A 26,342-nucleotide genomic window follows, 5' to 3' on the forward strand; every position below is an offset into this window, starting at 1 on the left:
TCGTGTCATCGATCGTGGCACTGGGAACCGCATCGACGCGGGGACTGCCACCGGAAAGGGCACTGCCACCGGGAACGGCACTGCCACCGGGAACGGCACTGGCGAAGGGCGGTAAGGACGTGCGGCTGACGATCCTCGGCGGAGGCGGCTTCCGGGTACCGCTGGTCTACGGAGCACTGCTCGGTGACCACGCCGAGGGCCGGGTGTCCCATGTGACGCTGTACGACGAGGACCCGGCGCGGCTCACCGCCATGGCCCGGGTTCTCCACGACCAGGCCACGGCCGCCGGAGTGCCGGACGCCCCGGCCGTCACGGCCACCGGAGACCTCGACGAAGCCCTGCACGGGGCCGATTTCGTCTTCTCCGCCATCCGCGTCGGCGGCCTGGAAGGGCGCGCCGCGGACGAACGGATCGCCCTGGCCGAAGGGGTGCTGGGCCAGGAGACGGTGGGCGCGGGCGGGATCGCGTACGGCCTGCGGACCGTGCCGGTGGCCCGTGAGATCGCGCGCAGGATCGCCCGTACGGCGCCCGAGGCGTGGGTCATCAACTTCACCAACCCGGCCGGGCTGGTCACCGAGGCGATGGCCGAGGAGCTCGGCGCGCGGGTGATCGGCATCTGCGATTCCCCCGTGGGCCTCGGCCGGCGCATCGCCAGGCTGCTGGGGGCCCGTCCGGGGGAGGCCTGGATCGACTACGTCGGCCTCAACCACCTGGGCTGGGTACGCGGGCTGCGCATCGGCGGCCGCGACGAGCTGCCCCGGCTGCTGGCCGACACCGAGGCACTGGAGTCCTTCGAGGAGGGGCGGCTCTTCGGGGCCGAATGGCTGCGCTCGCTCGGCGCGATCCCCAACGAGTACCTGCACTACTACTACTTCAACCGTGACACCGTACGGGCGTACCAGGAGGCGAAGCAGACGCGCGGGGCCTTCCTGCGCGACCAGCAGCGCGGCTTCTACGCCGAGGCGGGCCGGGCCGGACAGCCGGCCGGGGCGGCGCTGGCCGCCTGGGACCGGACCAGGGCCGAGCGCGAGGCCACGTACATGGCCGAGAACCGCGAGGCGGCGGGCGTCGGCGAGCGTGACGAGAGCGACCTGGAGTCCGGGGGCTACGAGAAGGTCGCGCTCGCGCTGATGCGGGCCATCGCGCGGGACGAGCGGGCCACGCTGATCCTGAACGTTCCCAACGGCTCGACGCTGTCCGTCCTCGACGCCGGGGCGGTCATCGAGGTGCCCTGCCTGGTCGACGCCAACGGCGCCCACCCGGTGGGCGTCGAGCAGCTGCCCCTGCACGCGGTGGGGCTGGTGACGGCGGTCAAGGCGGTGGAGCGGGAGGTCCTGGCGGCGGCCGCGAGCGGTTCGCGGGCGGACGCGGTGAAGGCCTTCGCGCTGCACCCGCTGGTGGACTCGGTGGGGGTCGCCCGGCGGCTGCTGGACGGGTACGCGGCGGCCCATCCGGGGCTGGCCTACCTGCGCTGATCCGGTGGCGGTGGGGCGGCCGGGCGGCCCCGTTCGGACCGGTGCTCGGGGGGCCGTTCGCGCCGCCGTTCACCTCGCCCGTTCGGCGGAGCGTGGCATGCGGCCCGGCCGGGGCGCTGTGAGAGTGCGAACTGTGACCACTGCCACCGCCATACCCGCGGCGCCACCCGTGCTGGACCGGCGGCGGCGCAATGTCGTCTTCGGCACGATCATGCTGGGCGTGCTGCTGGCCGCCCTCGACCAGACCATCGTCGGCACCGCCCTGCCCACGATCGTGGCGGATCTCGGCGGGGCCGCACACATGTCGTGGGTCGTGACCTCGTACCTGCTCGCGGAAACCGTCGCGACGGTGCTGGTGGGCAAGTTCGGTGACCTCTTCGGGCGGAAGCTGATCTTCCAGGTCTCCGCGATCATCTTCATCACCGGCTCGTTCCTGTGTGGTCTCGCGGGCAACATGACCCTGCTCATCCTGTGGCGGGGCGTGCAGGGCATCGGCGCGGGCGGCCTGATGGTCACCTCCATGGCACTGATCGCCGACGTGGTCCCGCTGCGCGAACGCGGCAAGTACCAGGGCGCGATCGGCGCGGTCTTCGGCGTCGCGACGGTGATCGGGCCGCTGCTCGGCGGACTCTTCACCGACCACCTGAGCTGGCGCTGGGCCTTCTACGTGAACGTCCCGATCGCCATCCTGGTGGTGGCGGCGGCCGCTCGGACCATCCCGTCCGTACGCGCGGCCGGGCGCCCGGTGATCGACTATCTGGGCATCGCACTGGTCGCGATCGGATCGAGCGCGCTGATCCTGGCCACGAGCTGGGGCGGGAACGAGTACGCCTGGGGCTCCGCGACGATCGTCGGGCTCTTCGCGGGCGGCGCCGTCGCCCTGGCGCTGTTCTGCGTGGTGGAGACGCGGGCGGCGCAACCGATGCTGCCGATGCGACTGTTCCGCAATCCCGTCTTCACCGTCTGCTCGGTGCTCAGCTTCGTCGTCGGTTTCGCCATGCTGGGCGCGATGACGTTCCTGCCGACGTACTTGCAGTACGTGGACGGGGATTCGGCCACGGTCTCCGGCGTCCGGACGCTGCCGCTGGTCATCGGCCTGCTGATCGCGTCCGTCTTCAGCGGCAACGTCACCAGCAAGACGGGGCGCTACCGGATCTTCCCCATCGTCGGCTGCGCCGTGATGGGCGGCGGGCTCTACCTGCTGTCCCTGATGGGGCCGGGGACGAACGCCTGGCTGGAATCGCTCTACATGTTCGTCCTCGGTGTCGGCATCGGCCTGTGCATGCAGGTGCTGACGATCGCCGTGCAGAACACCGTGGACTACGCCGACCTCGGCACCGCCACCTCGGGCGTCACCTTCTTCCGTACGCTCGGCAGCTCCTTCGGGACCGCGGTCTTCGGCACGATCTACGCCAACAGCCTGGAGCCCGAGCTGGCCAAGGGCGTGGCGGAGGCGGCGCGGGCGACCGGGGCCGATCCGGCGCAGCTGGGCAAGGCCGCCCAGAGCCCGCAGGGCGTACACGGGCTCGATCCGGCCGAGGCCGGGCCGGTCATCGACGCGTACGCGGAGGCGCTGCAGACGGTGTTCCTGTGGACCGTACCGGTGGCGGTGATCGGATTCGTCGTGGCGCTCTTCCTCAAGGAGGTGCACCTGCGCGACACCGCCCGGGCCGGGTCCACGGACATGGGCGACGGCTTCGCCTCGCCGGCCACGACCTCGGGGGATTCGGCCAAGCTGCTGGAGCTGGCGGTCGGCAAACTCGTGCGGAACATGGGCCCGGAGACGGCGCGGGGGATCGTCGAGGCCTCGGACACCCGGCTGGACATGGCGGGCGCGTGGGCGGTGATGCAGGTGGAGCTGATGACCCGGACGGTCGGCCACGCCAGCCTCGGCCTGATCGCCGGGCGCCGCTCGCTGCCGCCGGAGGTACTGCTCCCGGTCTTCGACCGGATGGAGGACGAGGGCTTCCTCAGCCGCGAGGGCAGCTTCCTGACCCTCAATCCGGCCGGGCAGCGGGAAGCGGACGTCATCTCGCGGGCGTGGGCCGACTGGCTCGGCGACCAGCTGGAGAAGGACCGCGGCCGGCCGCGGAGCGCCGAACTGCGGGTGGCGGCGGACGCGATCGCCAAGCGCCTGCTGGCCGAGGACCTGGGAGAGGGCAACTTCGCGCCGAGGGTGGCGCTGCGGGGGTAGAGGCGGGGCGCGTCAGGAACCTCCGACGGCCGCCGGGCGTCCTTCGTACACGGGGGGACGAGGCGAGGCGGACGCACCGACGACGGGGGAGCGCGCATGGGGATCACGCTGGCCGAGGAGATCATGCTGCTGTGCCTGGACGACGAGTCCGGGGCGATGCAGCAGCGTCAGTCGGCGGGCTGGGCCGTGGCGGGCGGGATACTGCTCGAACTCGTCATGGCGGAGCGGGTGTCGGTGTCGGGCAAGTACCTGGAGCTCAGGGACACCACACCGACGGGGGAGCGGCTGCTCGACAGCCGGATCCTGCTCATCGGGGCCTGGCTGCGGGGCCGCAGCAAGGGCCGGGTGACGGACTGGCTGACGAAGGACCACACCAAGGCGGTCGACGCCGCGCTGGCAGGCCTGACCGAGCGGGGGCTGGTGGTGGAGGAGGTGCGCAAGGTGCTCGGGATGTTCCCGCAGCGCCGCTACCCGGAGGCCGACGCCGCCGTCGAGCGCGCACTGCGGGAGCGGCTCCGCGACGCCGTCCTCGACGACGCCGAGCCGGACGAGCGCACGGCGGGCCTCATCGCCCTGATCCACTCGGCCAAGCTGCACCGGCTCGCCTTCCCCGACCGGCGGCTCGGTTCGGTGGCACCGAGGATGGCGGAGATAGCCGCCGGTCAGTGGGCCGCGGAGAGCGTCCGGGTGGCCATCCGCGACGTGCAGGCCGCGATGGTCGCGGTGACGACGGTGACGGTGCTGACGGTCGCCCCGCCGGCGGGCTAGCCCGTTGGCGCGTCGCGGTGGTCCGTTCCGGTGGCCCGGTCGCGGTGGCTCGTCGCAGCCCGTGGCGGGGCGCTCAGGCGGTCGGGCTCGCGGTCGGGTAGTCGTACGAGGGGACGTGCGGCAGCGTGGTGAGCTCCGGGCGCCAGGTGCGCAGTACGGCCGCCGACGGGGGGTACAGGGCCGAGGGGATCTCGGCCGGGGCGAACCACTGCCAGCGGGCGATCTTGTGGGGCTCGGTGACCGTGGGAACCCCCTGGGCCGCGGTGGTGACGGCGGCCGCCGTCAGCCGCGTCACGCCCGACGCCGCGTCGATCTGGACGGAGAGGACGCGGATCGTGTCGGGGGCCGCCCGCAGATCCGTTTCCTCGGCGAGCTCCCGGGCAGCGGCCTGCTCGAAGCCCTCCCCGGGGTCGACCTTGCCGCCGGGCAGCTCCCAGCGGCCGTCGTGTGCCTGGCCGAGCAGCACCCGGCCGTCGGGGCCGACGACGACCAGCCCGACGCCTACGACGGCATTGGGCTGGGGCACGGCCCGCTCGGGGCGCTCGTCGGTGGTGGTCATGGACGTCCTTCCGGTGCGGTGGTGGTGGTAGTGGTGGCGGGGCGGGCGCGGACATGGATCCGCTCGCCCTGGGGGCCGAAGAGGCTGAGGAACTCCGCCGGCTGCGGACCGGCGTTGAAGAAGGCGTGCGGGGTGCGCGTGTCGAACTCGGCGGCCTCTCCCGGGCCGAGGACGAGATCGTGCTCGCCGAGCAGCAGCCGGACGCGCCCGGACAGCACGTACAGCCACTCGTAGCCCTCGTGGACGTTCAGTTCGGGCTCGGGCGGCGGGCCTGAGAGGGGCGGGAGGATCTGCTTGAAGGCGTGCACCCCGCCGAAGTTGCGGGTCAGCGGTACAAAGGTGTGGCCGTGCCGCACGAAGGGGCGCGGCCGGATCCGGGGGTCCCCGATGTCCGGGGCGCCGACCAGCTCGTCGAGCGCCACCCGGTGCGCCTTGGCCAGCGGCAGCAGCAGCTCCAGCGTCGGCCTGCGCCGGCCCGACTCCAGCCGGGACAGCGTGGAGAGCGAGATGCCGGTGACCTCGCTGAGCTGGGCCAGCGTGGTGCCGCGCTGTCGGCGCAGGGCGCGCAGCCGCGGGCCCACGGCGGTGAGCACGTCCGCGAGTTCCTCGTCGTGTTCCTCGGTGGCCATGGGTCCATTTGCCGCTTCGGCAAGAAGTTTTGTCAAATGAGAGCCCCCGGACGGACCCTCGCAGGCATGGACAACGCAATGGACGACTCGTTCGACGTGGTGATCGTCGGCGGCGGGGCCGCCGGCCTCGCCGGGGCCCTCACCCTGGCCCGGGCCCGCCGCTCGGTGCTCGTGATCGACTCCGGCAGCCCGCGCAACGCCCCCGCCGCGCACATGCACGGATACCTCGGCCAGGACGGGGAGAGCCCGGCCGGGCTGCTGGCCAGGGGGCGCGCGGAGGTGACCGGCTACGGCGGGGAGATCCGCCGGGGCACGGCGATCGCCGCGGACCGGCTGCCCGACGGGGGCTTCCTGGTCCGCTGCGGGGACGGCTCGACCGTGCGGGCCCGGCGGCTGCTGGTCGCCACCGGTCTGGTGGACGAGCTCCCGGCAGTGCGGGGCCTCGGCGCGCGCTGGGGGCGGGACGTGCTGCACTGCCCGTACTGCCATGGCTGGGAGGTCCGGGACCAGCCGATCGCGGTGCTGGCCGACGGCCCGCTCGCCGTGCACCAGGCTCGGCTCTGGCGGCACTGGAGCGAGCGGACCACCTTGCTGGCGCACACCTGGCCGCTCACCGCCGAGGACCGGGAACTGATGGCCGCCCTGGGCGTACGGGTCGTCGAGGGGGAGGCGACCGGCCTCGCGGTCGAGGACGACCGGCTGACCGGGGTGACCCTGGCCGGCGGCGCCGTGGCGGAGTGCCGGGCCCTGGTGGTGGCCCCACGGTTCACCGCCCGCTCGGGCGTGCTGACCAGCCTGGGTCTGTCGACCGCCGCCGTGGAGCGGGACGGCCACGTGATCGGCACCTGCGTCGAGTCCGACCCGGCCACGGGGGCCACCGCGCTCCCCGGCGTATGGGTGGCGGGCAATGTGACCGACCCGCTGGAGAAGGTCGCGGGCGCGGCCGCCCAAGGGGTGCGCGCGGCCGTCGCCGTCAACACCGACCTGATCGAGGCGGAAACCCGGCGGGCCGTGGAGGCGTACCGCGCGGGCGGGGCGTAGGGCCTCGGACGCCTGTGCGGGTTTCGGCCGACCTCCGTCCGCGCAGGCTCTGGGCGATGTGATCGTCGTACGGTTCATCGGCTCAGGGGGGCGCTCGAATGGCACATGTGCTGGTCATCGGCGGAGGCGTCGGAGGGCTGGCCACCGCGCTGCTCGCGGCGCGGCAAGGGCACACCGCCGAACTGTTCGAGCGCGATACGCGCGCTCCGGGCACGGCGCTCGACCGTGACTTCTTCGGCTGGCGGCGGCCGACCGTGCCGCAGGCGTCCCAGCCGCACGTGCTGCTCGGGGCCGCCCGCAACGTGCTGCGGGAGGAACTGCCCGACGTCCACGCGGAGATGCTCCGGCTCGGCGCCCGCGAGCGGCACGAGCTGGACTGGTTCGACGTGCGTCCCCCCGAGCTCCCCGGCGACGAGGACCTCGTCATGCTCCAGGCCCGGCGCATCGTGCTGGAGAGTGCGCTGGCCACCGCCCTGCGAGCGGAGGCCGGGGTCGTCGTCCGGTACGGGGAACCGGTCACCGCGTTGACCACGGCCCCGGTCCCGGTCCCGGTCCCGGTTCCCGGACTGGCGGCCGCAGCTGGGATCCAGGTGACGGGAGTGACCACCGGGGCCGGGACGTACGAGGGGGACGTCGTGGTGGACGCGGGCGGGCGGCGCGGTGGCCTGGAGCGCCGGCTGGCCGCGGCGGGCTGCCGGCCGCCCGTCGTGGAACGGCACCGCACGGGGCTCGCGTACTTCTGCCGCTGGTACCGGCTTCCCGAGGGCATGGACGAGGGGCCGCGCCGGCCCTGGGCGGTGACCGGCGGGGCCTTCGCCGGGTGTGCGGTCTTCCCGGCCGACAACCGGCTGTTCGCCGTGACGCTGTTCGTGCACACCGCCGACACCACGCGCTCGGCGCTGCGCGATCCCGCCGTCTTCGAGCGAGCGGCGCGCACCTTCCCGCCCGCCGCGGTCTGGCTGGCGCTGGGGGCCGAGCCGCAGTCGGAGGTGCTGGCCACCGCGAGCCTCGACAACCGGTGGAGTGCGCTGGTCGACGAGCGGGGCCCGGTGGTGAGCGGTCTGGTGCCGGTCGGGGATTCGATCACGCACACCAATCCGACGCTCGGGCAGGGCACCTCGCTCGCCCTGTGGGCCGCCCGCCGGGTGGCCCGTACGGCGCACCGGGACCCGGGATCGGCGCGGTTCGCCGTCGATCACCACGCCTGGGCGGTGCGCACCCTGAAGCCGTGGTTCGACTTCCAGGTCGTCGCGGACGCGGCCATCGGGGAGCGCTTCGCGACGCGGGCCGGGCGTACGGGGACGGCGCGCGAGGTGGCCGCGCTGTTCGACTGCGCGCTGGAGGACCCCGAGGTGATGCGGGCGCGGGCGCGGGTGCGGCACCTGGTGGAACCGCCGGAGCGGGCGTACGCGGATCCGGAGATCCGGGCCCGGGTGGCGCGCTGGCTGGCCGCGCGGCCGGACTACGCGCCGAACGCGGCGGGGCCGGACCGGGCGCAGTGGGAGGAGCTGACGGCGGGGGCCGGCGGGTGGGCCGCTCAGCCGGAGGAGCCGGCGTCGGCGTCGGCACCGGTGGCGCTGGCGTCGGCACCGGTGGCCGGGCCGGTGGCCGGGCCGAGCACTTCGGCCAGGTCGTAGCCGACGACCTCCTCCAACTGGGCGTACGTACAGCTCTCCGGCACCCGGTCGGGCCGCCAGCGGCGGAACTGGGCGGTGTGCCGGAAACGGTCGCCCTCCATGTGGTCGTACGCGACCTCGACGACCCGCTCGGGCCGCAGCGGCACCCAGGACAGGTCCTTCTTCCCGGTCCACCGGCTCTGCGCGCCCGGCAGTCGCGCGCTCTCGTGCGCGGACTCCTCGGCCCAGGCGGCCCAGGGGTGTCCGGTCGCGTCCTCCATCCTCAGCGGTTCGAGCTCCTCCACCAGCTCGGCGCGGCGCTTCATGGGGAAGGCGGCGCACACACCCACGTGCTGGAGGGCGCCGCGACTGTCGTACAGCCCCAACAGCAGCGATCCGACAATCGGACCGCTCTTGTGGAAACGGAAACCCGCGACGACGACGTCGGCGGTACGTTCGTGCTTGATCTTGAACATGAGGCGGGCATCGGGCCGGTAGGGGAGATCGAGGGGTTTGGCGATCACCCCGTCGAGCCCGGCGCCCTCGAATCGTTCGAACCACTCCTGCGCGAGCGCGGGATCGGTGGTCGCGGGCGCGAGGTGAACGGGGGGTCGAGCAGTGGAGAGGGACTGGGTCAGGGCCGTGCGGCGGTCGGTGAGCGGGGTGTCCAGGAGCGACTCGTCGCCGAGCGCGAGCAGGTCGAAGGCGACGAAGCTGGCCGGGGTCGTCTCGGCGAGCAGCTTCACGCGGGAGGCAGCGGGATGGATCCGCTCGGTCAGCCGGTCGAAATCGAGGCGCCCGCCCTGAACGATCACGATCTCGCCGTCCACGACGCAGCGGGCGGGCAGATTCGCCTTCAGGGCCTCCACCAGCTCGGGAAAGTACCGGGTCAGCGTCTTGCCCGTCCGGCTGCCGATCTCGACCTGGTCGCCGTCACGGTGCACGATGGCCCGGAAGCCGTCCCACTTGGCCTCGTACTGCATGCCGGGCGGGATCTTCGCCACGGACTTGGCGAGCATCGGCTTCACGGGCGGCATCACGGGCAGATCCATGCCTTCGATTCTGCGGTCGTACGTGCGGACCCGCCCGGTGTGCGCGCGTGACCGGTCCCGCCTACCGTGGCGCACATGGGTGCTGCCGGTAATGCGATCGAGCTGGACGCGGGCGGACGGACGGTACGGCTGTCCAGCCCGGACAAGGTGTACTTCCCGGAGCGCGGACTCACCAAGCGGCACGTGGCCGAGTACTACCTGGCGGTCGCGGACGGCATCACGCGCGCCCTGCGCAACCGGCCGACCACCCTGGAGCGCTTCCCGGACGGAGTGGAGGGCGAGTCCTTCTTCCAGAAGAGGGCCCCGAAGAACCTCCCCGACTGGATTCCGACCGCCCACATCGCCTTCCCGAGCGGACGCTCGGCCGACGAGATCTGCCCCACCGAGCCGGCCGCCGTGCTGTGGGCCGCCAATCTGGGCTGTCTCACCTTCCACCCCTGGCCGGTGCGCCGCGAGGACACCGACCGGCCCGACGAACTGCGGATCGACCTGGACCCGCAGCCGGGCACCGACTACCACCACGCGGTGGCGGCCGCTCACGAACTGCGCGCCCTGCTGGAGGAATTGGGCCTGCGCGGCTGGCCCAAGACCTCGGGCGGCCGCGGCCTGCACGTCTTCGTTCCGATCGCACCGCGCTGGACCTTCACCGAGGTCCGGCGCTGCGCCATCGCCCTCGGCCGGGAACTGGAGCGCCGGATGCCGGGCAAGGTCACGACGGCCTGGTGGAAGGAGGAGCGCGGAGAGCGGATCTTCGTCGACTACAACCAGACGGCGCGTGACCGCACGATCGCCTCCGCCTACTCCATCCGCCCGCGCCCGCACGCCCCGGTGTCCGCGCCGCTGCGCTGGGACGAGGTGGACGACGCGGAGCCGCGCGACTTCGACATCGTGACGATGCCGGCCCGCTTCGCCGAACTGGGCGACCTGCACGCGGACATGGACGACCACGCCTTCACCCTGGACGCCGTACTGGAGCTCGCGGCACGCGACGAACACGAGCACGGCCTGGGCGACATGCCCTACCCGCCGGACTACCCGAAGATGCCGGGCGAGCCGAAACGCGTCCAGCCCAGCCGGGCGAAGCACGAGGACTGATGCGGCCCTTGTCCTGGCATCCGGCCACGGAGCTTCCGCAAAACCTCGACATCGAAGATAGTCGCGTGCAGCGCGCTGATCTGGGGCGACTGGGTTGGATGTCAATGCGTGCGGCTCTTCTCGAGTGAGCTAGCGCCTGCCTTTCGGATCATTCCGGGCTCGCGGAGTCTGGCACTGCGCCTCGCCGCTCGGCATGACCCGGCGGTCTTGCTGCCACCGTCTCACTGCCATCCGTCGTTCCACACCGCGGTGCCGGCTGCGGACCGCTGTGACCCATAACGAGGGTGATCGTTACTCAGCGAGTTGAGCCGGACCGGGCACTCTGGGTGCCCATGGGGGAGAGGGTGTTGCATGGCGACGTTATGTCGGCCTGCCGTGTCGGTTCCGGAGTACGTCATCACCATGGAGGAGACGCTTGAGCTCGCGCGCTCGCGCCATGCCGACCACCCCCAACTAGGCCTCTCGCTGCGCCTGATCGAGAACACCGGGGTACGGACCCGCCACCTGGTGCAACCGGTCGAAGAGACGCTCGCACACCCGGGCTTCGAAGAGCGCAACCGGCTCTACGCGGCAGAGGCCAAGGCCCGCGTGCCCCTGGTCGTACAGCGGGCGCTGGAGGACGCCGGGCTGCGCGCCTCCGACATCGACCTGATCATTTACGTGTCCTGCACCGGGTTCATGATGCCCTCGCTCACCGCCTGGCTCATCAACTCGATGGGATTTCCCTCCACCACCCGGCAGCTGCCGATCGCCCAGCTGGGCTGCGCGGCCGGCGGCGCCGCGATCAACCGGGCGCACGACTTCTGCACGGCCTACCCGGAGGCGAATGCGCTGATCGTGGCCTGTGAGTTCTGCTCCCTGAGCTACCAGCCCACCGACATCGGCATCGGAACTCTGCTGTCCAACGGACTTTTCGGCGACGGTGTGGCCGCCGCAGTTGTCCGCGGGACGGGCGGAGCCGGCATCCACCTGGAGCGAAACGGCTCGTACCTGGTCCCGGGCACCGAGGACTGGATCGCGTACGACGTACGCGCCACCGGCTTCCACTTCCTGCTCGACAAGCGGGTGCCGGGCACCATGGAGCCGCTCGCCCCCGCGCTGCGCGCCCTCGCCGACGAACACGGCTGGAACGCGCCCGACCTCGACTTCTACATCGTGCACGCCGGGGGGCCGCGGATCCTCGACGACCTCAGCAAGTTTCTGGGCGTGCCCCCGGACGCCTTCCGCTTCAGCCGGGCCACGCTCACCGAGTACGGAAACGTGGCGAGCGTCGTCGTACTGGACGCGCTGCGTCGGCTGTTCGACGAGGGCGGCGCCGCCGACCGGGCGCGCGGCCTGCTGGCCGGATTCGGGCCGGGCATCACCGCCGAGATGACATTGGGCCGCTGGAGCCGTACGCCGTGACCCTTCCCGAAGCAGACACCACGACCACATCCGCCACATCCCCCACGGCTCCGCGGCCACCTGGCGGCCTGATCGTGCCGCCCGGCGGTGGCCGCACGCTGCGCACCGCCGCGCAGCAGGTGACGTTCAAGGTGACCGGCGAACAGTCGCGCAGCGCATCGAGCTTCGAGGTCGTCGTACCGCCCGGCTTCGACGTCGGCGCGCACGTCCACACCCGCAGCGAGGAGCTCTTCTACGTACTCGAAGGGGAACTCGACGTCCTCGCCTTCGAGCCGCGCGTGCGGACTCCCGACGGCTGGCGCGGGTGGCGGTCCACGCAGGGGGACCGCGTGGTCCGCGCCACACCCGGCACGGTCATCCTGGTCCCGCAGGGCTGCCCGCACGCGTTCGCCAATCCCACCGAAGCCCCGGCGAGGATGTTCTTCCAGTCGTCCCCGCCGCCGGACCACGAGCGGTATTTCGAGGAGCTCATGGACATCCTGTCCGCCGACGGACCCACCGACCACACCGCCATCGCGGCCCTGCGCCGCCGCTACGACATCGAGCAGCTCACCCCTCTGCGCCACGACCGGCCGGCGAGGAGCCAGTGATACAGGACACCGCTCCCCCCGTGTACGAGGCCGTTGACCTGGCGGCGCTGGACTTCGACCCCTTCCTCCGAGAGGCACTGCGGGAAGCGCCGGTCGTCCGGGTCCGGCTGCTGCACGGGACCCCTGGTGAGTGCTGGCTGGCGACGCGGCACGACGTGGTCCGGTTCGTCACCTCCGACCCCCGGTTCAGCCGGGACATCGTCGGCCGGCCGCTGCCGAGCATGAACATGTACCTCGTGCCGCTGGACCGGGCGGTCAGCTTCGTGGATCCCCCCGACCACACCCGGGTCCGTTCCGTGGTCTCCTCGGCGTTCAACCGCTCGGGCATGGCGGCGCTGCGTCCGCGCGCGCAGGCTGTGCTCGACGGCCTGATCGACCGCATGGTGGCGTCGGGGCCGCCTGCGGACCTCGTACGGCAGGTGACCTCGCCGTTCCCTCTGCACGTCATCGGAGCGGTGCTGGGCGTGCCGGAGGCCGACCGGCCGCGCCTGCGCGTCTGGGCGGACACCGTGCTGACGAGGGCGACGGACGAGGCAGGCGTCGAGCGGGCCCGTCAGGCCAAGGAGGCCGCCTGCGCCTTGTTCCGCGAGCTGGCCCGGGAGCGCCGGGCCCGGCCGCAGGGTGATCTCACGAGCACGTTGGCAGCCGCGGTCGCGAGTGGCCAGATCGAGGAAGAGGAAATGCTCGCCCTGGCGGTGCTGATGGGGCTGAACGGCTGGCACGCCGTCCGCAATCACACCTCGAACATGATGTACGTACTCCTGACCGACGACAGCCTGATGAGCCGGCTGCGGTCGGACCCGCGGGCCGTGCCGGCTGCCGTGGAGGAGCTGCTGCGCTGGATTCCGCACAAGCACGGCGTGGGACAGCCACGCGTCGCCACCGAGGACGTCGAGGTGAGCGGGGTCCAGATCCGCCGGGGCGAGGCCGTGTACGTCTCGTACGTGGCGGCCAACTGGGACGAGTCGTGCTACCCCGAGCCTGGCCGCATCGACATCGGCCGCCAGGGCCCGCCCCACCTGGCCTTCGGGCACGGTCCCCACCACTGCGTGGCACCGCTGCTGGCCCGGCTGGAGGCGGAGTTGCTCCTGACCACCCTGGTCGAGCGGCTACCGGACCTCCGGCTGGCAGTTGACCCCGGCGAGGTGATCTGGCAGAAGGACGTGCTCATCCGCGGGCCTGTGGGACTGCCGGTGACCTGGTAAGCCCACGGGGCGGAGCCGGGGCCGCAGACCGGCAGTCCGGCAGCGGCCGGCGGGCCGTACCCGTGCGCGGGCCGGTGGTCGGTTCGTGCCCACCCCGTCCATCCCAGCCGATACCGACACACAACACCCCCAGCGTGATCACCCCTCACGACTAGATTCACTGTCAGAGAAGTCGATTCGGCTGGGTTCGCTGTCAAAGCGCCTCGATTGAATGACAAGGGACAGGCGGATGTCCGTTCTCACCGAAGCTAGTCGTCGTCTCATCCAATCCAGTCCAGCCTTCAGCTCTGGCAACTCTCGCTGCGCCGGTCGGACAACTTCATCTACTGAACTGAGCGGGTTTCTTCCGCTCGCGGCTCTTGTGATTCTGCTCCGAGACCGGCAGGACGCCGCCGACGACCGTCACCACGGTCGCCGCGAGGCTGGCCCACCTAGCGAGGGTGTCCACGAGGGGTATCGACTGTGCCCGCGCGGCGCGCTGCGGGTGGTGTCACGGGGATGACGCGCCGGCCGGAAGGAGCAGCTTTGCCGTCGATGCATCATGCGCGGCTGCGGGGTGCTCCGCCTGCCGCCTGCCCAGCGGCGCGGGCCGCAGCATCTGCGAGATGTCGATCAAGCGCCTGGCGGTCGTCAAGCTCAGCTGGTAGGTATCTGCTAGCTCGCCGGTCATCCATGCGTCCAGTGGCTGGGTGGTGTCCCAGCCGGCCAGGGCCATGCGAACCGGTACGGGTTCGTCGGCTTCCCGCTTCTCGAGCAGGCCCAGCATGAGTTCGACGGCCAGGACTGTTTTGCCCACTCCCGCGGCTCCGGTAATAAGCAGCCGCCGGGGCTGCATGCCGCGGTAGTAGCCGCTGATCTCGCTCAGACGACCGGTGGGCGCAGCACCAACAGCTACCCGGGACGGAGCGGCGCGGAAGGTGAAGGCGACGTCGATGGGCTGGTTGTCGCCGCCCAGCAACCGGATGCGCTGCGCCAGTTCACTTGTCTCCACCGCTTCGGCGAGTTCCCGGGCCGTTTGGACGAGGTCTACCTCGGACGACGGCTTGAGCATCTTCGCCGCTGCGCCGGACAGGGGCAGCAGCGCGAGCAACAGCCCGAACACACCCAGCTTGTCGGACGTGGTCAGGTTGCCGCTGATGAACGTGACCACGGCCCAGAAACCGACAGCCAGGCACGCCGAGGCGAGCAGCAGCCCGCCTGAGTATCGAACCCATTCCCGCTGTCGTGCGCCTCTCACCTCTCACAGCATGCCCTCTACCAATCACCCGGCGCGGGAGCGCCGCGCTGGAGCCGAGTGGAACCAAGCCGCCGAGCACCCTTGCTGCAGCGCAAGAAGCCAAGCTGACAACCTCAGCGCCGTGTCATTTCTGCCATGCGAAGAAGACGCCCGTGTCCGTTATCAGGGAAGTTGGGCGGCGGCGAAGCCCGGACGTGCCACGACTGGTGTCCCGTCTCACCGAAGGTTGGTCAGTCTCACCGAACCTTGACCACTCGGCCGTTTGTCTCATCGAACTTTGACCGCCGCAGGTCAAGGGCAGTGGCCCCCGGGCCAGCCAGGTGCTGACAGCGACGAGGCTGGCCATACGCAGCTGGGCAGCGAGCTCGAAGGTCAAGGTTCGGCTCCGACGGGATTCATCACCACGCAGGCGATGCCATACGCCTGCTCATGGAGTTCAGTCTCCGAGCCAGGTCAGGACCAGCCCGACCGAGTCAGCGGGAATCCGTTGCGTCGTCCTCGGCTGGGCCGGGGGCCGCCGTGCTGTCGGCGGCCTGGCCGGCGGCTCGTTCCGCGCGGAGTTCTTCGGCGACGTCGTAGGCCCGGCCCGGGTCGTAGACGGTGACCGAAGTGCCAGGGCTGTACATCGCGCTCGTCCGGGGCGTGTACCGATAGATTTCGACGCCGCGCTGGGCAGCTATGTTGTCGACCTCGCCGACGGGTACCCGCCACAGCTGGGCGGTGTGGGACTGGGTCCACCACTCGTCCGGACGCAGGAAGTCTCGCTGGACCTCCGTCTGACGCTCCACCGGCACCTGGGCCTGGCCGAGTTGCTCGGTCAACCAGCCGGTCAGCTCCTGTGCGTCGACCCGGAAAAGCGGTGCGAACGGATCCGGTTCGCACTCCACCGTCTCGCTGCGGGTGTGAAACACCACCTTGATCGACCGTCGCTGCCCCAGCCTGAGTCGCTCGATGACGACGACTCGCCGCAGATCAGCCATCGCCGTGGTCGACGAACGCAGAAAGCGGGCGATCACGAACTGGGCCGGAGTTCCCAGGGGGCGGAGCTCGACCCACCGCACGGTCAGGGAGACCGTGGCGAACAGCATGGCTGCGGCGAGCACGACCACCGCGACGACCGTGAGCGTCAGTAGGACCCAGAAAATGCCCCAGATGATTGCGTTCCCCCAGACCACGGCGGGCACCAGAGAGGCCAGCAGAAGCGGGGCTGCGACCTTCGGCGGGACCATGATGCTCCCGACGAGCGCGGTAGCCAGCTCGTGGCCCCTGCTGCGCACGAACATCAGCCGCCATCCGGCTGTCACGGGTAACACAACTTCCGCAAGTGAGGCGGGACGCCGAGTTTCCATGACGCAAAGGTAGGGCCCTGCGGAGAAGTGCGTAAGGCCGCAGCGAGCCGTACCTTCTCGAGGTGGAAACCGCAGACGACAGTGCGTCGTCCGGCCACGCAGCGCCTGCCAGGCCCGGGGGCCATCTGCCCTTGATCTGCGGCGGTCAAAGTTCGATGAGACAAACAGCCGAGTGGTCAAGGTTCGGTGAGACTGACCAACCCTCGGTGAGACGGGACAACTGGATTGGGTGACGCCGTCGCTCTGGGAGGCACCGAATCCAGCGCGCTGATCCCTCTGAAGCGTTGAACTGCTGACCTGCGACGACTGTATTAGATGAGACAGAGCGCCAGCCGCCTGACTTCGATGAGACGACGACTGGGTTTGATGACAACGGACAGCGGACCAGCCAGTCGGGGCGGCGCGAAGCCTTCATGAAACAACACGAACGATCGTGCTAATATCCTCCTCATCGTCCCTCCCGCGCCCCCTGGCGCACTCTGAGGAGATTCCGGAGAACCGCACATGCACCCCATGGCTTCACTCCTGAGCACCACCCTCAACGTCGCCGGCCGGCTCACCCCGGGCCTGGCCGGCCCCCGCGCCTTCGCGCTGTTCGTCCGCCCCCTCGGCCGTGTGAGGCTGCGCCCCGAGGAAGCGGAGGTGATGGCGAGGGCCCGGACCGGACGGTTGGTCGTGCGTGGCGTGGCCGTCACCACGTACCGCTGGGGTGACGGCGACCGGCCCGTCCTCCTGGTACACGGCTGGTCCTCGCGCGCCTCGCGGTTCGCCGGCTTCGTCGAGGCCCTCCGGGCCCAAGGCCGCACCGTGATCGCCTTCGACGCCCCCGGTCACGGCGAGTCCGACGGCCGGGCCTCCACGATCGTCGACTACCGCGCCATCATCGGCCGACTGCACGCGGAACACGGAGACTTCTCGGCCGTCGTGGCCCACTCCTTCGGGGTGCTCGCCACCTTCTTCATGCTGCGGGACGGCATACGGGCCGACCGCGTCGTCGGGATCGGGGGCGTCGCCGACTTCGACTACATGCTGGACCAGTTCTGTGCCCGGCTGCGTCTGGGCGAGAGCGTCAGACGCGCCCTGCGCACCCACGTCGAGCGCCGCCTCTTCCCCGGCGAACCCGACATCTGACAGCGCCTCGACGCCGGCCGCCCTCCCGCGGACATGCGGGCGCCGATCCTTCTCGTCCACGACGTGGACGATGACGTGGCGGCCCCCGCCCAGTCCCGTGCGATCGCCGACGCCTACGGCCGGCAGGCCCGCCTGATCGAGACCGCCGGCCTGGGCCATCGCCGCATCCTCGCCGACCCGGAGGTCATCGCGGCGGCGGTCGAATTCGCGATCTCCGCGCAGGCGGCCACACGTGCGTGACTGAGAACTGAGAACCGAGAACCGAGGACTGAGGTCAGGAAGAGAAAGAGAAGGCGAAGGCAGGCGGCCGCTCCGGGAGCTCGTCCGGAGCGCCCGCCACCGCCCGCAGCCGGTCGAGGATGCCCCGGCCGGCCCGTTCGTACGCCAGCCCGTCCGCGTGCAGGACGGAATGCGCGTTGGCCAGTTCCATCAGGGCGATCAACTCGAAGGCCAGCTGCGGTACGTCGGCCGCGCCGGCCCCGTCCCGGAAACCGCCCGCCAGCCGCGCCTCGTCCAGGACCCGCTCCATGTAACGCGTCCAGTCGGACCGCGCCTTGGCGACCTCGTCACGTACCGGGCCGGGGCGGGCGTCGAACTCCGCGGAGACGGAGTAGAAGAAGCAGCCGCCGGGGAAGACGCGGCGCCCGGAGTAGTCGAGCCAGCGCTCGCACACCCGCCACACCTTGGCGAGACCGTCGGGCTCCGCGTGCACGGGGCGTACGACCTGCTCGACGAAAACGTCCCGGGCGGCGCGGACGGTGGCGAGCTGCAGGTCCTCTTTGGAGCCGAAGAGCGCGAAGACGCCGCTCTTGCTCAGACCGAGATCCGCAGCGATCTTCCCCAGGGACAGGCCCTCCAGGCCGTCCACGGAGGCGATGCTCATCGTCCGGTCGAGAACGGTCCGCCGCGTCTGGTTGCCGCGTTCCACGCGTCCGTCTGCCATGCGGCCATCTTACCGAACGCACGGTCGTTCACTCTGTGGGGCGGGCCACTGTCAGTGGGGGGTGCGATGCTCTAAGAGGACAGGAGAGTCATGGCGGAAGAGGTCGGAAGGAGTGCGGACCATGCTCACCACGGACTACAAGGACGGCTCCCCGAACTGGGTGGACCTCGGCACCCCCGACGTCAATGGCGCCGCCGCGTTCTATGAGGGACTCTTCGGCTGGGACTTCCAGCCGGGCGGCGAGGAGGTCGGCGGCTACGGCATGTTCCACCTCGGCGGCAAGACGGTCGCGGGCGGCATGACCGTGCCGGCGGAGCAGGGCCCGTGTGCCTGGCAGGTGTACTTCCAGACCTCCGACGCGGACGCGACGGCGGCGGCCGTGACCGGGGCGGGCGGCACGGTGCTCTTCGAGCCGATGGACGTCATGGACTTCGGCCGGATGGCGATATTCGCCGATCCGGCGGGAGTGAGCTTCGGGGTGTGGCAGCCGAAGAAGAACACGGGACTGGGCGCGGTGACGGACGTGGGCACCCTGTGCTGGACGGAGCTGTACACCGGCGACGTAGCCGGGGCGCGCGAGTTCTACGGCACGGTCCTCGGCTGGGAGATCAGCGAGATGCCGTTCGAGGGCGGAACGTACACGATGGTCAAGCCGGCCGGAACGACGGACGAAGCCGCCTTCGGGGGCCTGGTCCCGATATCCATGGACCCGGTGGAGGACACCGAACGGCCCTACTGGACGCCGTACTTCGAGGTGGCCGACTGCGACGCGACGGCGGCGAAGGCGGAGGAGTCGGGCGGAAAGGTCCGTCTGACCCCGGTGTTCATGGAGGGAGTCGGCCGTTTCGCCAAGCTGGCGGACCCCTACGGGGCGAGGTTCGCGGTCATAGCCAGCGCGCCGGCGCCGGGGCCGTGACGGGGTGTTGATCAGGCGTTGATCGGACGTCCATCCCCGGCGGTCAGTATCTCCCGCATGTCGATGAACACCACCACCGCAGCCACTGACACCGCCTGGTACGACCTCGCCCTGTGCGCCCAGACGGGCCCGGGCTTCTTCTTCCCGGAGCCTGGCTCGTCGCTGCGCGACGCGAAGCGACTGTGCGGGGCGTGCGAGGGGCGGGCGGCGTGCCTGGAGTATGCCCTGGCCAATGACGAGCGCTTCGGAGTCTGGGGCGGCCTCTCGGAATCCGAACGCCTCGCCCTTCGGCCGCGCCGCTGATCAGGTACGCGTGCCTTTGCCGCTGCGGCGCACCAGCCCCACGCGCAGGGCGAGCTCGAACCCCTCGCCTCCGCACTCCCCGCGCCGCGGCGTGTGGGGTACGACCCGCACGGGGTAGTGCCCCCCGACTGGTGACACGACCCCACCGAAGCGGGGGTCCCCGGCGAACCAGATCCGCTCCGGGTGGTCGTCCTCCAACTTTGCGCGCGGAACGGGGAACGGGACGATGCGGAACGTGGCGGTGAACTCCTCCCGGAACGGGATGGCGAGGGTGGCGGGGCTCCCGGACACATACGGAAGATGTCGGCACGGCAGCTCATGCCAGGGGTATGCCCGGAGGACGGCTCTGATGCGACGGCGCCTGAAATAGGCGGCGGCAACCCACGGGAGCCCCGGAAGGGAGAAGACCACCAGCATGAGGAAGAGGGCCGTGGCCGGGCGGAGGATTCCCCGATTGAGGCACATCGCAGCGAACAGGAAGGTCGCGATGAAGCCGCCCAACCAGGCGGCCCGGCGGATGGCCAGCCGTTTGTATCCGCTGACCGTTGTGGGGTGATCCCACGCCACCTTGGTGAGTAGGAACTTCACTGGAGCACCTCCAGGATACGCGAGGGCCTTGGCGCGGGAGCGGGACTGGGATCGGGATCAGAGAAGCTGACGGTGTGGGCGATGGCCTCGATGATGTCGGTGTACGCGTCGGCGTAATGGGTTGCCGCACTGGTCAAGTCGAGGATGAGGGCGTGTAGTCCATCCGCGTGAGCCATGGCGACTCTGGCTTGAAACAGTTGTTGCCCGGTGCCCGGGAGGGTGATGGTTCCCGCGATCAAGTAGCACGGGAGCTCAGAGGGCAGCGCGATGAGCCGGCGCACCGAGTGCGTCCACAAGCCGGATCGCGCGATGGCGAGTGCGGTTCGTGCCACGCCCAGTTGAAGGTTGGCGTGTTCGGCGGGTCGGACGGTCAACGAGAACAGTGATGTGGACACCCCGGCCAGATCGTCCGGGTGCAGACCGAGCGCCGTGTGCACGACGTGATGTCCGGAGAGTTCGGCGAAGCCGTCCATCAGCCGCGCAAGCTGCTGCTGAGCGTCCGGGCGGGCGAGTGCGCAGGCGATGTCGTCCAACGCGGCCCGGTCGTTCGGAGAGACATCGTGGAAGCCCGGCGGGAGCCGGAACCACACAGGTGGAGAACTTGCATCGGTCATCATGGCCGGATCACCGACCATGCCTGCTTCGACTTCGCGAAGGCTGAAGGAGCGTCGTCCAATGTGCCACGGACGCCGTCCACCGCAGTCGAGGTGTGCTCGACCGTTTCGCTCTCCGGCCCGTAGTCCACGAAGGCCGTTGCCGCTCCGGCGGCAGGCGCCACCATGTTCACAGAGTTCCTCACAGTGGTGTTCGTCGTACTGCGCAAGGCCCATTTGGTGAGCGGGCTCTCGACCTCCTGGATGGCGAGGCCGGTCGACCATGTCGTGCTGCGGAACGTGGTGGCTCCTGTGCCGAGGGATGAGAGGGCGCTGGCCTCCGGGGCGGCGGCCATCGCCGCGCGGGCGGCCAGCGTGCCGGCCTTCGCGCCCGAGGCGACCGCCGCCACGCCCGGAACCGCTCCGGCGACGTCTCCGAGGAGGGTGACCCCGCTCTTCCAGAAGTCCGCGTCGAACTCGCCCTTGGTGACCCCGTCCGCCAGGGACTTGCGGAACTTCGGGTCCGAGGTGTGCACCGTCAGCGCCGCCAGGGACAGGCCTCCCGCGACCAGCATCACCGCCAAGCCCGCCGGCGGGCAGAGCAGGGCCACGCCGGCCCCGATCGCACCCAGGATCGCGGAGGCGTTGGACAGGGCGTCGCCCGGGTCGTCCACGATCTTGTGCCAGATCGAGGACATCAGGCCCGGCTCCTTCGGGGCCAGGCGGTCCGATGCCGCGTTCAGGGTCTGCGCCACCCCTCGGGCCGCCTTCGCGTGTTCGGCCGCGAGCTCGTGGGCCAGGCGGCGGGCGTCCGCCAGGGCTTCCGAGGTTTTGGCCGCCGCGGCCTGGGACTCGTACCGGGCGGCCAGCGCGCGGTGTGCGACCAGGGTGTCGTGCCACGCGGCGAGCCGGCGGGCGGCCTCCGCCAGGGCGGTGTGGGCCGAGCCCAGGTAGCGGGGGAGGTCCTGCGAGAGGGAGGCGCGGAAGGCGGTGGCGGCCTCGCCCTGCCAGGCCGAGCTGTGGGAGACCAGGGCCTTCACGACGCGGGAGGCCTCCCCGAGGGAGTGCGCCGAGGCGTCGAGCTTCTTGGTCAGGGCCAGGACCGCGGCCGGATTCCCGGGGGCCGGGTCGAAGCCCAGCGCCGCGTGGTCAGCCATGCGTGGCCGCCGCCCGGAGGAAGGCCGCGCGGATGGCCTCCTCCAGCTCCGCGTACTCCGCGGCGCTGCGGCCCACGCCCTCCCGTACGGCCTTGACGCGTTTGGTCAGCTCCCGCGTGCCGTAGGCCCACCGTTCCTGGAACCCGTCGCACGCCGCGTCCAGGTCGGCCGTGCCCAGCTGGTCGGCCCGTACGTGGTCCAGCGCCCGCCGGGCCTCCCGCAGGGAGACCAGCGAGGAGTCCAGGGCGCGCGTCAGACGGGTCAGCTGGTCGATGTCCACCTGGAGCGAGGTCATAACGCGAAACCCTGGCAGAGCGCTGCTCTGCCAGGGCAATCCGCGTCACTCGGGGGAGGGAGCGTAAACCGGTCAGGCCGGAGACCAGGCCGCAAGCCAGACCAGCGGTCAGGCCAGCGGTCAGGCCTTGCGGGCCGCGATGCGCGCCGCGCGGGCGGCCAGGCGCTCGTCGAACTTGCGGGCCTCGCTGTCCAGGCCGTTCATGAACAGGCCGAGCTCCTCCTGGGCCTTCTGGCCCTCGGGGCCGAGGCCGTCGATGTCCATGATCTTCAGGAAGCGGATCACGGGGCTCAGCACGTCGTCGTGGTGGATCCGCAGGTTGTAGACCCCGCCGATCGCCATCTGTGCGGCCATCCGCTCGAAGCCGGGCATGCCGTGTCCGGGCATCCGGAAGTTGACCACGACGTCCCGCACCGCCTGCATCGTCAGGTCCGGGGCGAGCTCGAAGGCCGCGCCCAGCAGGTTGCGGTAGAAGACCATGTGCAGGTTCTCGTCCTGCGCGATGCGCGCCAGCATCCGGTCGCAGACCGGGTCACCGGACTGGTGGCCGGTGTTGCGGTGCGAGATGCGGGTGGCGAGCTCCTGGAAGGCCACGTACGCCACCGAGTGGAGCATGGAGTGGCGGTTGTCGGACTCGAAGCCCTCCGACATGTGCTGCATCCGGAACGCTTCCAGCTTGTCCGGGTCCACGGCGCGCGAGGCCAGCAGGTAGTCGCGCATCACGATGCCGTGGCGGCCCTCCTCGGCCGTCCAGCGGTGCACCCAGGTGCCCCAGGCGCCGTTGCGGCCGAAGAGCGAGGCGATCTCGTGGTGGTAGCTGGGGAGGTTGTCCTCGGTCAGCAGGTTCACGACCAGCGCGATCTTGCCGATCTCGGTGACCTTGGACTGCTCCGGGTCCCAGGCCTCGCCGTCCTCGAAGAATCCGGGGAAGTTCCGGCCGTCGCTCCACGGGACGTACTCGTGGGGCATCCAGTCCTTGGTGACCTTCAGGTGGCGGTTGAGCTCCTTTTCGACCACCTCTTCCAGCGCGAACAGCAGCTTGGCGTCGGTCCACGCCTCCGAGCTGCCGAGGTGGGGAGAGGTGATCGTCACGGGTACTCCTGGGTGCAAAGCGAATTACCTACGGTTCCGTAGCCTACGGAGTCGTAGGTTAAGCGCGACATCAAGGCGAGCCAAGCCCCGGCTAGGTGTATGTCCGGTTACATCCAGTTATCTGTGCAGTTTAGGAGGGGTGTGAGAGGGAAGCGGAAGGCCAAAATCACGCCGACAGGTGGTCCGCCGCCCCGCCTTGACGGCGGGGATCGGCGTGCGGAGGGCGTCGATGGGGTCGGGGATGTACGCGGCGGACCCGGTCGTTCCGATGTCCGTCTTCCCGTCGGCGTCACGACGGAAGCGGAAGCAGTCGGCTCCCTCGCCGCAGAAGGCGTCCTCCCGGAGCAGTGCGAGCCGGCCGGCTGCACGGTGTCCAGCCGGCTCATCGCGGCCGCCGCGTGCGTGAAGGACCGACCGGCCCCGGGAAGCCGCCCGCGGTGACCTCGCTTACGTGTGAGTGATCCGCGATCCGCGATCCCCGCCGGCTACGCGTGCCACAGCGTCTCCCTGACCTCCTCGGCCGTGGTCGGCCGCAGCTCGCCGTCCAGCAGCAGCCAGCGGGTGATGCCGATCGACTCCAGGAACGGCACGTCATGGCTCGCCACCACGAGCGCGCCCTCGTACGCATCCAGCGCACCGGTCAACTGCCGCACGCTCGACAGGTCCAGATTGTTCGTCGGCTCATCCAGCATGAGCAGCTGTGGAGCCGGCTCCGCCAGCAGCAGCGCGGCCAGCGCCGCCCTGAACCGCTCCCCGCCCGACAGGGTGCCGGCCGGCCGGTCCGCCCGGGCGCCCCGGAAGAGGAAGTGCGCGAGCCGTGCCCGGATCAGGTTGTTCGTGGCCTGCGGGGCGAACCGCGCCACGTTCTCCACCACCGAGCGGCTCTCGTCCAGTACGTCGAGCCGCTGCGGCAGGAACCGCGTGGCCACATGCGTGACCGCCTCCCCGGACACCGGCGCGAGCTGTCCCGCGATCGTGCGCAGCAGCGTGGTCTTCCCCGAACCGTTGCGGCCCACCAGTGCGATCCGCTCCGGGCCCCGCAGCTCCCACTCGCCCCGTACGGCTGCCCCGTGGGCGAGGCGCAGATCGCTCAGGGTCAGGACGCGCCGCCCCGGCGGGACCTGGGTGGCGGGCAGCTCGATCCGGATCTCGTCGTCGTCGCGCACCGCCTCCACCGCCTGGTCAAGCCGTTCCTTCGCCTGTGCCAGCTTCTCGGTGTGCATGATCCGGTGTTTGCCGGCCGACTCCTGCGCGGCGCGCTTGCGCGCACCCATCACGATCTTCGGCTCGCGCTTGTTGTCGTTCATCTTCTGGCCGTACCGCTTGCGCCGCGCCAACTTCAGGTGTGCGTCGGCCAGTTCGCGCTTCTGCCGCTGTACGTCGGCCTCCGCGACCCGGACCATCCGCTCGGCCGACTCCTGCTCGGCGGCGAGCATCTCCTCGTAGTCCGTGAAATTCCCTCCGTACCAGCGGACTTCGCCGTCGCGCAGATCGGCGATCTGATCGACCCGCTCCAGCAGCTCCCGGTCGTGGCTGACCAGGAGCATCACCCCGGACCAGGACTCGACCGCCGCGTACAGGCGGCCCCGGGCGCGCAGGTCCAGGTTGTTGGTGGGTTCGTCCAGCAGCAGGACGTCGGGACGCGCGAGCAGCAGGGCGGCCAGCCGCAGCAGTACGGACTCGCCGCCCGACAGCTCGCCGACCGTGCGGTCCAGGCCGATCCGGGCGAGCCCGAGCTGGTCGAGCGTGGCCAGGGCCCGCTCCTCCACGTCCCAGTCGTCGCCGACGGCGGCGAAGTTCGCCTCGGTGGCCTCGCCCGCCTCGATGGCGTGGAGTGCGGCGCGGGCGGTGTGGATGCCGAGCGCCTCGTCCACGCGCAGTGCGGTGTCGAGGGTGACGTTCTGCGGGAGGTAGCCCACCGAGCCCGCGACGGACGCCTGGCCCTCGGTCGGGGTCAGTTCACCGGCGATGAGCTTCAACAGGGTGGATTTCCCACAGCCGTTGAGTCCGATCAGGCCGGTGCGGCCGGGGCCGACGGCGAGCTGGAACCCGTCGAAGACGGGAGTGCCGTCGGGCCAGTCGAAGGACAGGGCGGAGCAGGTGATGAAAGCAGGGGGGTGACTCATGGAGGCCTCCAGGTTGCGTGAGTGGTGCGTGCAACGCGGGGAGACAGCCGACGCTCAGATGGTCACGGCCGGCGGTCACGGTGAAAACGTGACGACGACGGCGGGGTGGTGATGGCTGTGGTGGTGACGGTGAGGGCGGTCGGTGTCTCGAACCTCAGACGAGCAATGTCCTGCTCCGTTTCGACGGCGGTGTGGCGGCACCTCCCAGCGGTGGCCGGGGGAACGTCAACGAAGCTACGGGCGGCGGAAGCCGCCCGCAAACGAATAATCCGAGCGGGCGGCGGCGTATCAGCAGCTGTCGCGCAGCAGCTCGGCCAGGCTGTGGTCCATGTCGAGGTAGAGGTGTTCCAGGCCGGGCGGGACGACGCCCGCGGCCCGCTCCAGGAACCGGTGCAGCTCGGCCGTCAGCATCAGCACGATCGCGACGCCCTCCGCCGCGTGGAACTCGATCGTGGTCCGGTCGCCGTCGTACGGGCGCACGCGCACGTCGCCGTGGCCCGTCGGGCGGTCCAGCCCGGACTCCAGCAGCTCACGCGAGAAGGTCCACGAGACCTCGACGCCCTCCAGCGTCGCCGGGGCGGGGAAGGCCATCCGCACGGCGAACGGATCCGCACGGTCGTAGCAGAGGGTGACGGGAACGGTCTCGACCTTCGGCGCGGTGGCGACCAGACGGGCCTGTGCGGCCTGCTCGATGACAGTGATCAAGGCTCACTCCCTTGCGGCGGATCTGCTGCCGGGCTGTGGGTGGAGCCCGGCAACCCGATAGACGCCGGAATCGGCAAATCCGTGCATGGGGATTCGCGTGAGCTGTGTCACCGATTGGCTGGAACCCATCTGTGTGATCGCACAGAGTGACCGGGTGAGGGGAAACGCCCGAAGGGAGATCAAGGAAGATCAATGAGTTGCGCGGGCGCCTGACAGGCCGAAGAAGGGCTGGTTACCGCTCACTCCACAGGCCCAAAGCACGGCCCGCCTCCCCCCTGC

Annotated in this window: 26 protein-coding genes; 13 read left to right on the plus strand and 13 right to left on the minus strand. The window is 70.8% G+C overall.

The genetic code is table 11. The annotated features are described in order from the left end of the window. Window positions 1-119: 119 nt before the first annotated feature. The 3 genes from ACZ45T_RS27115 to ACZ45T_RS27125 all read left to right on the plus strand — a co-directional run bounded on the left by ACZ45T_RS27115 (window position 120) and on the right by ACZ45T_RS27125 (window position 4,437). Complete coding sequence (locus tag ACZ45T_RS27115) at window positions 120-1,475, plus strand: 6-phospho-beta-glucosidase (RefSeq protein WP_468445668.1); 1,356 nt, start codon at window positions 120-122, stop codon at window positions 1,473-1,475. 97 nt (window positions 1,476-1,572) lie between these two features. Continuing rightward, the gene (locus ACZ45T_RS27120) at window positions 1,573-3,669 is read left to right on the plus strand and encodes an MDR family MFS transporter (protein ID WP_468445670.1); all 2,097 of its coding nucleotides are present in this window, start codon (window positions 1,573-1,575) and stop codon (window positions 3,667-3,669) included. A gap of 96 nt (window positions 3,670-3,765) precedes the next feature. Next, a complete protein-coding gene (locus ACZ45T_RS27125) occupies window positions 3,766-4,437 on the plus strand; it encodes a GOLPH3/VPS74 family protein (protein ID WP_468445672.1) in 672 nt (223 codons plus the stop codon). A gap of 73 nt (window positions 4,438-4,510) precedes the next feature. Here ACZ45T_RS27125 and ACZ45T_RS27130 read toward each other — a convergent pair whose 3' ends face one another. Beyond that, a complete protein-coding gene (locus ACZ45T_RS27130; RefSeq protein ID WP_468445674.1) occupies window positions 4,511-4,996 on the minus strand; it encodes a nucleotide triphosphate diphosphatase NUDT15 in 486 nt (161 codons plus the stop codon). Next, window positions 4,993-5,625, minus strand: coding sequence for a helix-turn-helix domain-containing protein (locus tag ACZ45T_RS27135; RefSeq protein ID WP_468445676.1), 633 nt, complete (start codon window positions 5,623-5,625; stop codon window positions 4,993-4,995). Before ACZ45T_RS27135 ends, ACZ45T_RS27130 begins: the two co-directional genes overlap by 4 nt. 66 nt (window positions 5,626-5,691) lie before the next feature. Between ACZ45T_RS27135 and ACZ45T_RS27140 the strand changes: the two genes are divergently transcribed. After that, the gene (locus ACZ45T_RS27140; RefSeq protein ID WP_468445678.1) at window positions 5,692-6,666 is read left to right on the plus strand and encodes an NAD(P)/FAD-dependent oxidoreductase; all 975 of its coding nucleotides are present in this window, start codon (window positions 5,692-5,694) and stop codon (window positions 6,664-6,666) included. A 98-nt stretch (window positions 6,667-6,764) separates the two neighbouring features. Then, window positions 6,765-8,303: an NAD(P)-binding protein gene (locus ACZ45T_RS27145; protein WP_468445680.1), complete on the plus strand. Its 1,539-nt coding sequence runs from the start codon at window positions 6,765-6,767 to the stop codon at window positions 8,301-8,303. On the opposite strand, the gene ACZ45T_RS27150 is transcribed toward ACZ45T_RS27145, so the two are convergent. Further along, window positions 8,204-9,334 carry an ATP-dependent DNA ligase gene (locus ACZ45T_RS27150; protein WP_468445682.1) on the minus strand — a complete coding sequence of 377 codons (1,131 nt, stop codon included), beginning with the start codon at window positions 9,332-9,334 and terminating at the stop codon, window positions 8,204-8,206. The two genes, ACZ45T_RS27145 and ACZ45T_RS27150, sit on opposite strands and share 100 nt — an antisense overlap. 75 nt (window positions 9,335-9,409) lie before the next feature. On the opposite strand from ACZ45T_RS27150, the gene ligD reads away from it, so the two are divergent. From ligD to ACZ45T_RS27170, 4 genes are all read left to right on the plus strand, one after another. Further along, on the plus strand, window positions 9,410-10,429 hold the full coding sequence (ligD, locus tag ACZ45T_RS27155; protein ID WP_468445684.1) for a non-homologous end-joining DNA ligase: 1,020 nt from the start codon (window positions 9,410-9,412) through the stop codon (window positions 10,427-10,429). 351 nt (window positions 10,430-10,780) lie between these two features. Continuing rightward, a complete protein-coding gene (locus tag ACZ45T_RS27160; RefSeq protein WP_468445686.1) occupies window positions 10,781-11,833 on the plus strand; it encodes a type III polyketide synthase in 1,053 nt (350 codons plus the stop codon). A 68-nt stretch (window positions 11,834-11,901) separates the two neighbouring features. Then, entirely contained in the window at window positions 11,902-12,423 is a 522-nt protein-coding gene (locus tag ACZ45T_RS27165; RefSeq protein ID WP_468445803.1) for a cupin domain-containing protein, read from the plus strand. Then, entirely contained in the window at window positions 12,420-13,628 is a 1,209-nt protein-coding gene (locus tag ACZ45T_RS27170) for a cytochrome P450 (protein WP_468445688.1), read from the plus strand. The genes ACZ45T_RS27165 and ACZ45T_RS27170 overlap by 4 nt, the downstream gene beginning before the upstream one ends. Window positions 13,629-14,118: 490 nt before the next feature. On the opposite strand, the gene ACZ45T_RS27175 is transcribed toward ACZ45T_RS27170, so the two are convergent. Both ACZ45T_RS27175 and ACZ45T_RS27180 read right to left on the minus strand, forming a co-directional pair. Then, window positions 14,119-14,778, minus strand: a complete 660-nt coding sequence (locus tag ACZ45T_RS27175) for a hypothetical protein (RefSeq protein WP_468445690.1) — start codon at window positions 14,776-14,778, stop codon at window positions 14,119-14,121. A gap of 560 nt (window positions 14,779-15,338) precedes the next feature. Beyond that, window positions 15,339-16,148, minus strand: coding sequence for a hypothetical protein (locus ACZ45T_RS27180; protein WP_468445692.1), 810 nt, complete (start codon window positions 16,146-16,148; stop codon window positions 15,339-15,341). A 579-nt stretch (window positions 16,149-16,727) separates the two neighbouring features. Here ACZ45T_RS27180 and ACZ45T_RS27185 point away from each other — a divergent pair. Both ACZ45T_RS27185 and ACZ45T_RS27190 read left to right on the plus strand, forming a co-directional pair. Then, on the plus strand, window positions 16,728-17,345 hold the full coding sequence (locus ACZ45T_RS27185) for an alpha/beta hydrolase (protein ID WP_468445694.1): 618 nt from the start codon (window positions 16,728-16,730) through the stop codon (window positions 17,343-17,345). A 63-nt stretch (window positions 17,346-17,408) separates the two neighbouring features. Next, window positions 17,409-17,585 carry a hypothetical protein gene (locus ACZ45T_RS27190; RefSeq protein ID WP_468445696.1) on the plus strand — a complete coding sequence of 59 codons (177 nt, stop codon included), beginning with the start codon at window positions 17,409-17,411 and terminating at the stop codon, window positions 17,583-17,585. 34 nt (window positions 17,586-17,619) lie between these two features. On the opposite strand, the gene ACZ45T_RS27195 is transcribed toward ACZ45T_RS27190, so the two are convergent. Continuing rightward, window positions 17,620-18,288 (minus strand): TetR/AcrR family transcriptional regulator, encoded by a 669-nt coding sequence (locus tag ACZ45T_RS27195; protein ID WP_468445698.1) that lies wholly within the window; start codon window positions 18,286-18,288, stop codon window positions 17,620-17,622. A 121-nt stretch (window positions 18,289-18,409) separates the two neighbouring features. On the opposite strand from ACZ45T_RS27195, the gene ACZ45T_RS27200 reads away from it, so the two are divergent. Further along, window positions 18,410-19,204 carry a VOC family protein gene (locus ACZ45T_RS27200; protein ID WP_468445700.1) on the plus strand — a complete coding sequence of 265 codons (795 nt, stop codon included), beginning with the start codon at window positions 18,410-18,412 and terminating at the stop codon, window positions 19,202-19,204. Between the two features lie 57 nt (window positions 19,205-19,261). Next, window positions 19,262-19,507: a WhiB family transcriptional regulator gene (locus tag ACZ45T_RS27205; RefSeq protein WP_468445702.1), complete on the plus strand. Its 246-nt coding sequence runs from the start codon at window positions 19,262-19,264 to the stop codon at window positions 19,505-19,507. Here ACZ45T_RS27205 and ACZ45T_RS27210 read toward each other — a convergent pair whose 3' ends face one another. The 7 genes from ACZ45T_RS27210 to ssgD form a co-directional block, all read right to left on the minus strand. Next, window positions 19,508-19,798 (minus strand): hypothetical protein, encoded by a 291-nt coding sequence (locus ACZ45T_RS27210; RefSeq protein ID WP_468445704.1) that lies wholly within the window; start codon window positions 19,796-19,798, stop codon window positions 19,508-19,510. A 293-nt stretch (window positions 19,799-20,091) separates the two neighbouring features. Beyond that, entirely contained in the window at window positions 20,092-20,712 is a 621-nt protein-coding gene (locus ACZ45T_RS27215; RefSeq protein ID WP_468445706.1) for a hypothetical protein, read from the minus strand. Continuing rightward, a complete protein-coding gene (locus ACZ45T_RS27220) occupies window positions 20,709-21,845 on the minus strand; it encodes a hypothetical protein (RefSeq protein ID WP_468445708.1) in 1,137 nt (378 codons plus the stop codon). The genes ACZ45T_RS27215 and ACZ45T_RS27220 overlap by 4 nt, the downstream gene beginning before the upstream one ends. After that, on the minus strand, window positions 21,838-22,140 hold the full coding sequence (locus tag ACZ45T_RS27225) for a hypothetical protein (protein WP_468445710.1): 303 nt from the start codon (window positions 22,138-22,140) through the stop codon (window positions 21,838-21,840). Before ACZ45T_RS27225 ends, ACZ45T_RS27220 begins: the two co-directional genes overlap by 8 nt. A gap of 120 nt (window positions 22,141-22,260) precedes the next feature. Further along, window positions 22,261-23,232 carry an acyl-ACP desaturase gene (locus ACZ45T_RS27230; protein ID WP_266939876.1) on the minus strand — a complete coding sequence of 324 codons (972 nt, stop codon included), beginning with the start codon at window positions 23,230-23,232 and terminating at the stop codon, window positions 22,261-22,263. Between the two features lie 485 nt (window positions 23,233-23,717). Beyond that, window positions 23,718-25,358 carry an ABC-F family ATP-binding cassette domain-containing protein gene (locus ACZ45T_RS27235; protein ID WP_468445712.1) on the minus strand — a complete coding sequence of 547 codons (1,641 nt, stop codon included), beginning with the start codon at window positions 25,356-25,358 and terminating at the stop codon, window positions 23,718-23,720. 288 nt (window positions 25,359-25,646) lie between these two features. Continuing rightward, window positions 25,647-26,063: a spore wall synthesis regulator SsgD gene (gene ssgD, locus ACZ45T_RS27240; RefSeq protein WP_468445714.1), complete on the minus strand. Its 417-nt coding sequence runs from the start codon at window positions 26,061-26,063 to the stop codon at window positions 25,647-25,649. Window positions 26,064-26,342: the final 279 nt, after the last annotated feature.

The organism is Streptomyces sp. NPDC030995, assembly GCF_055571215.1.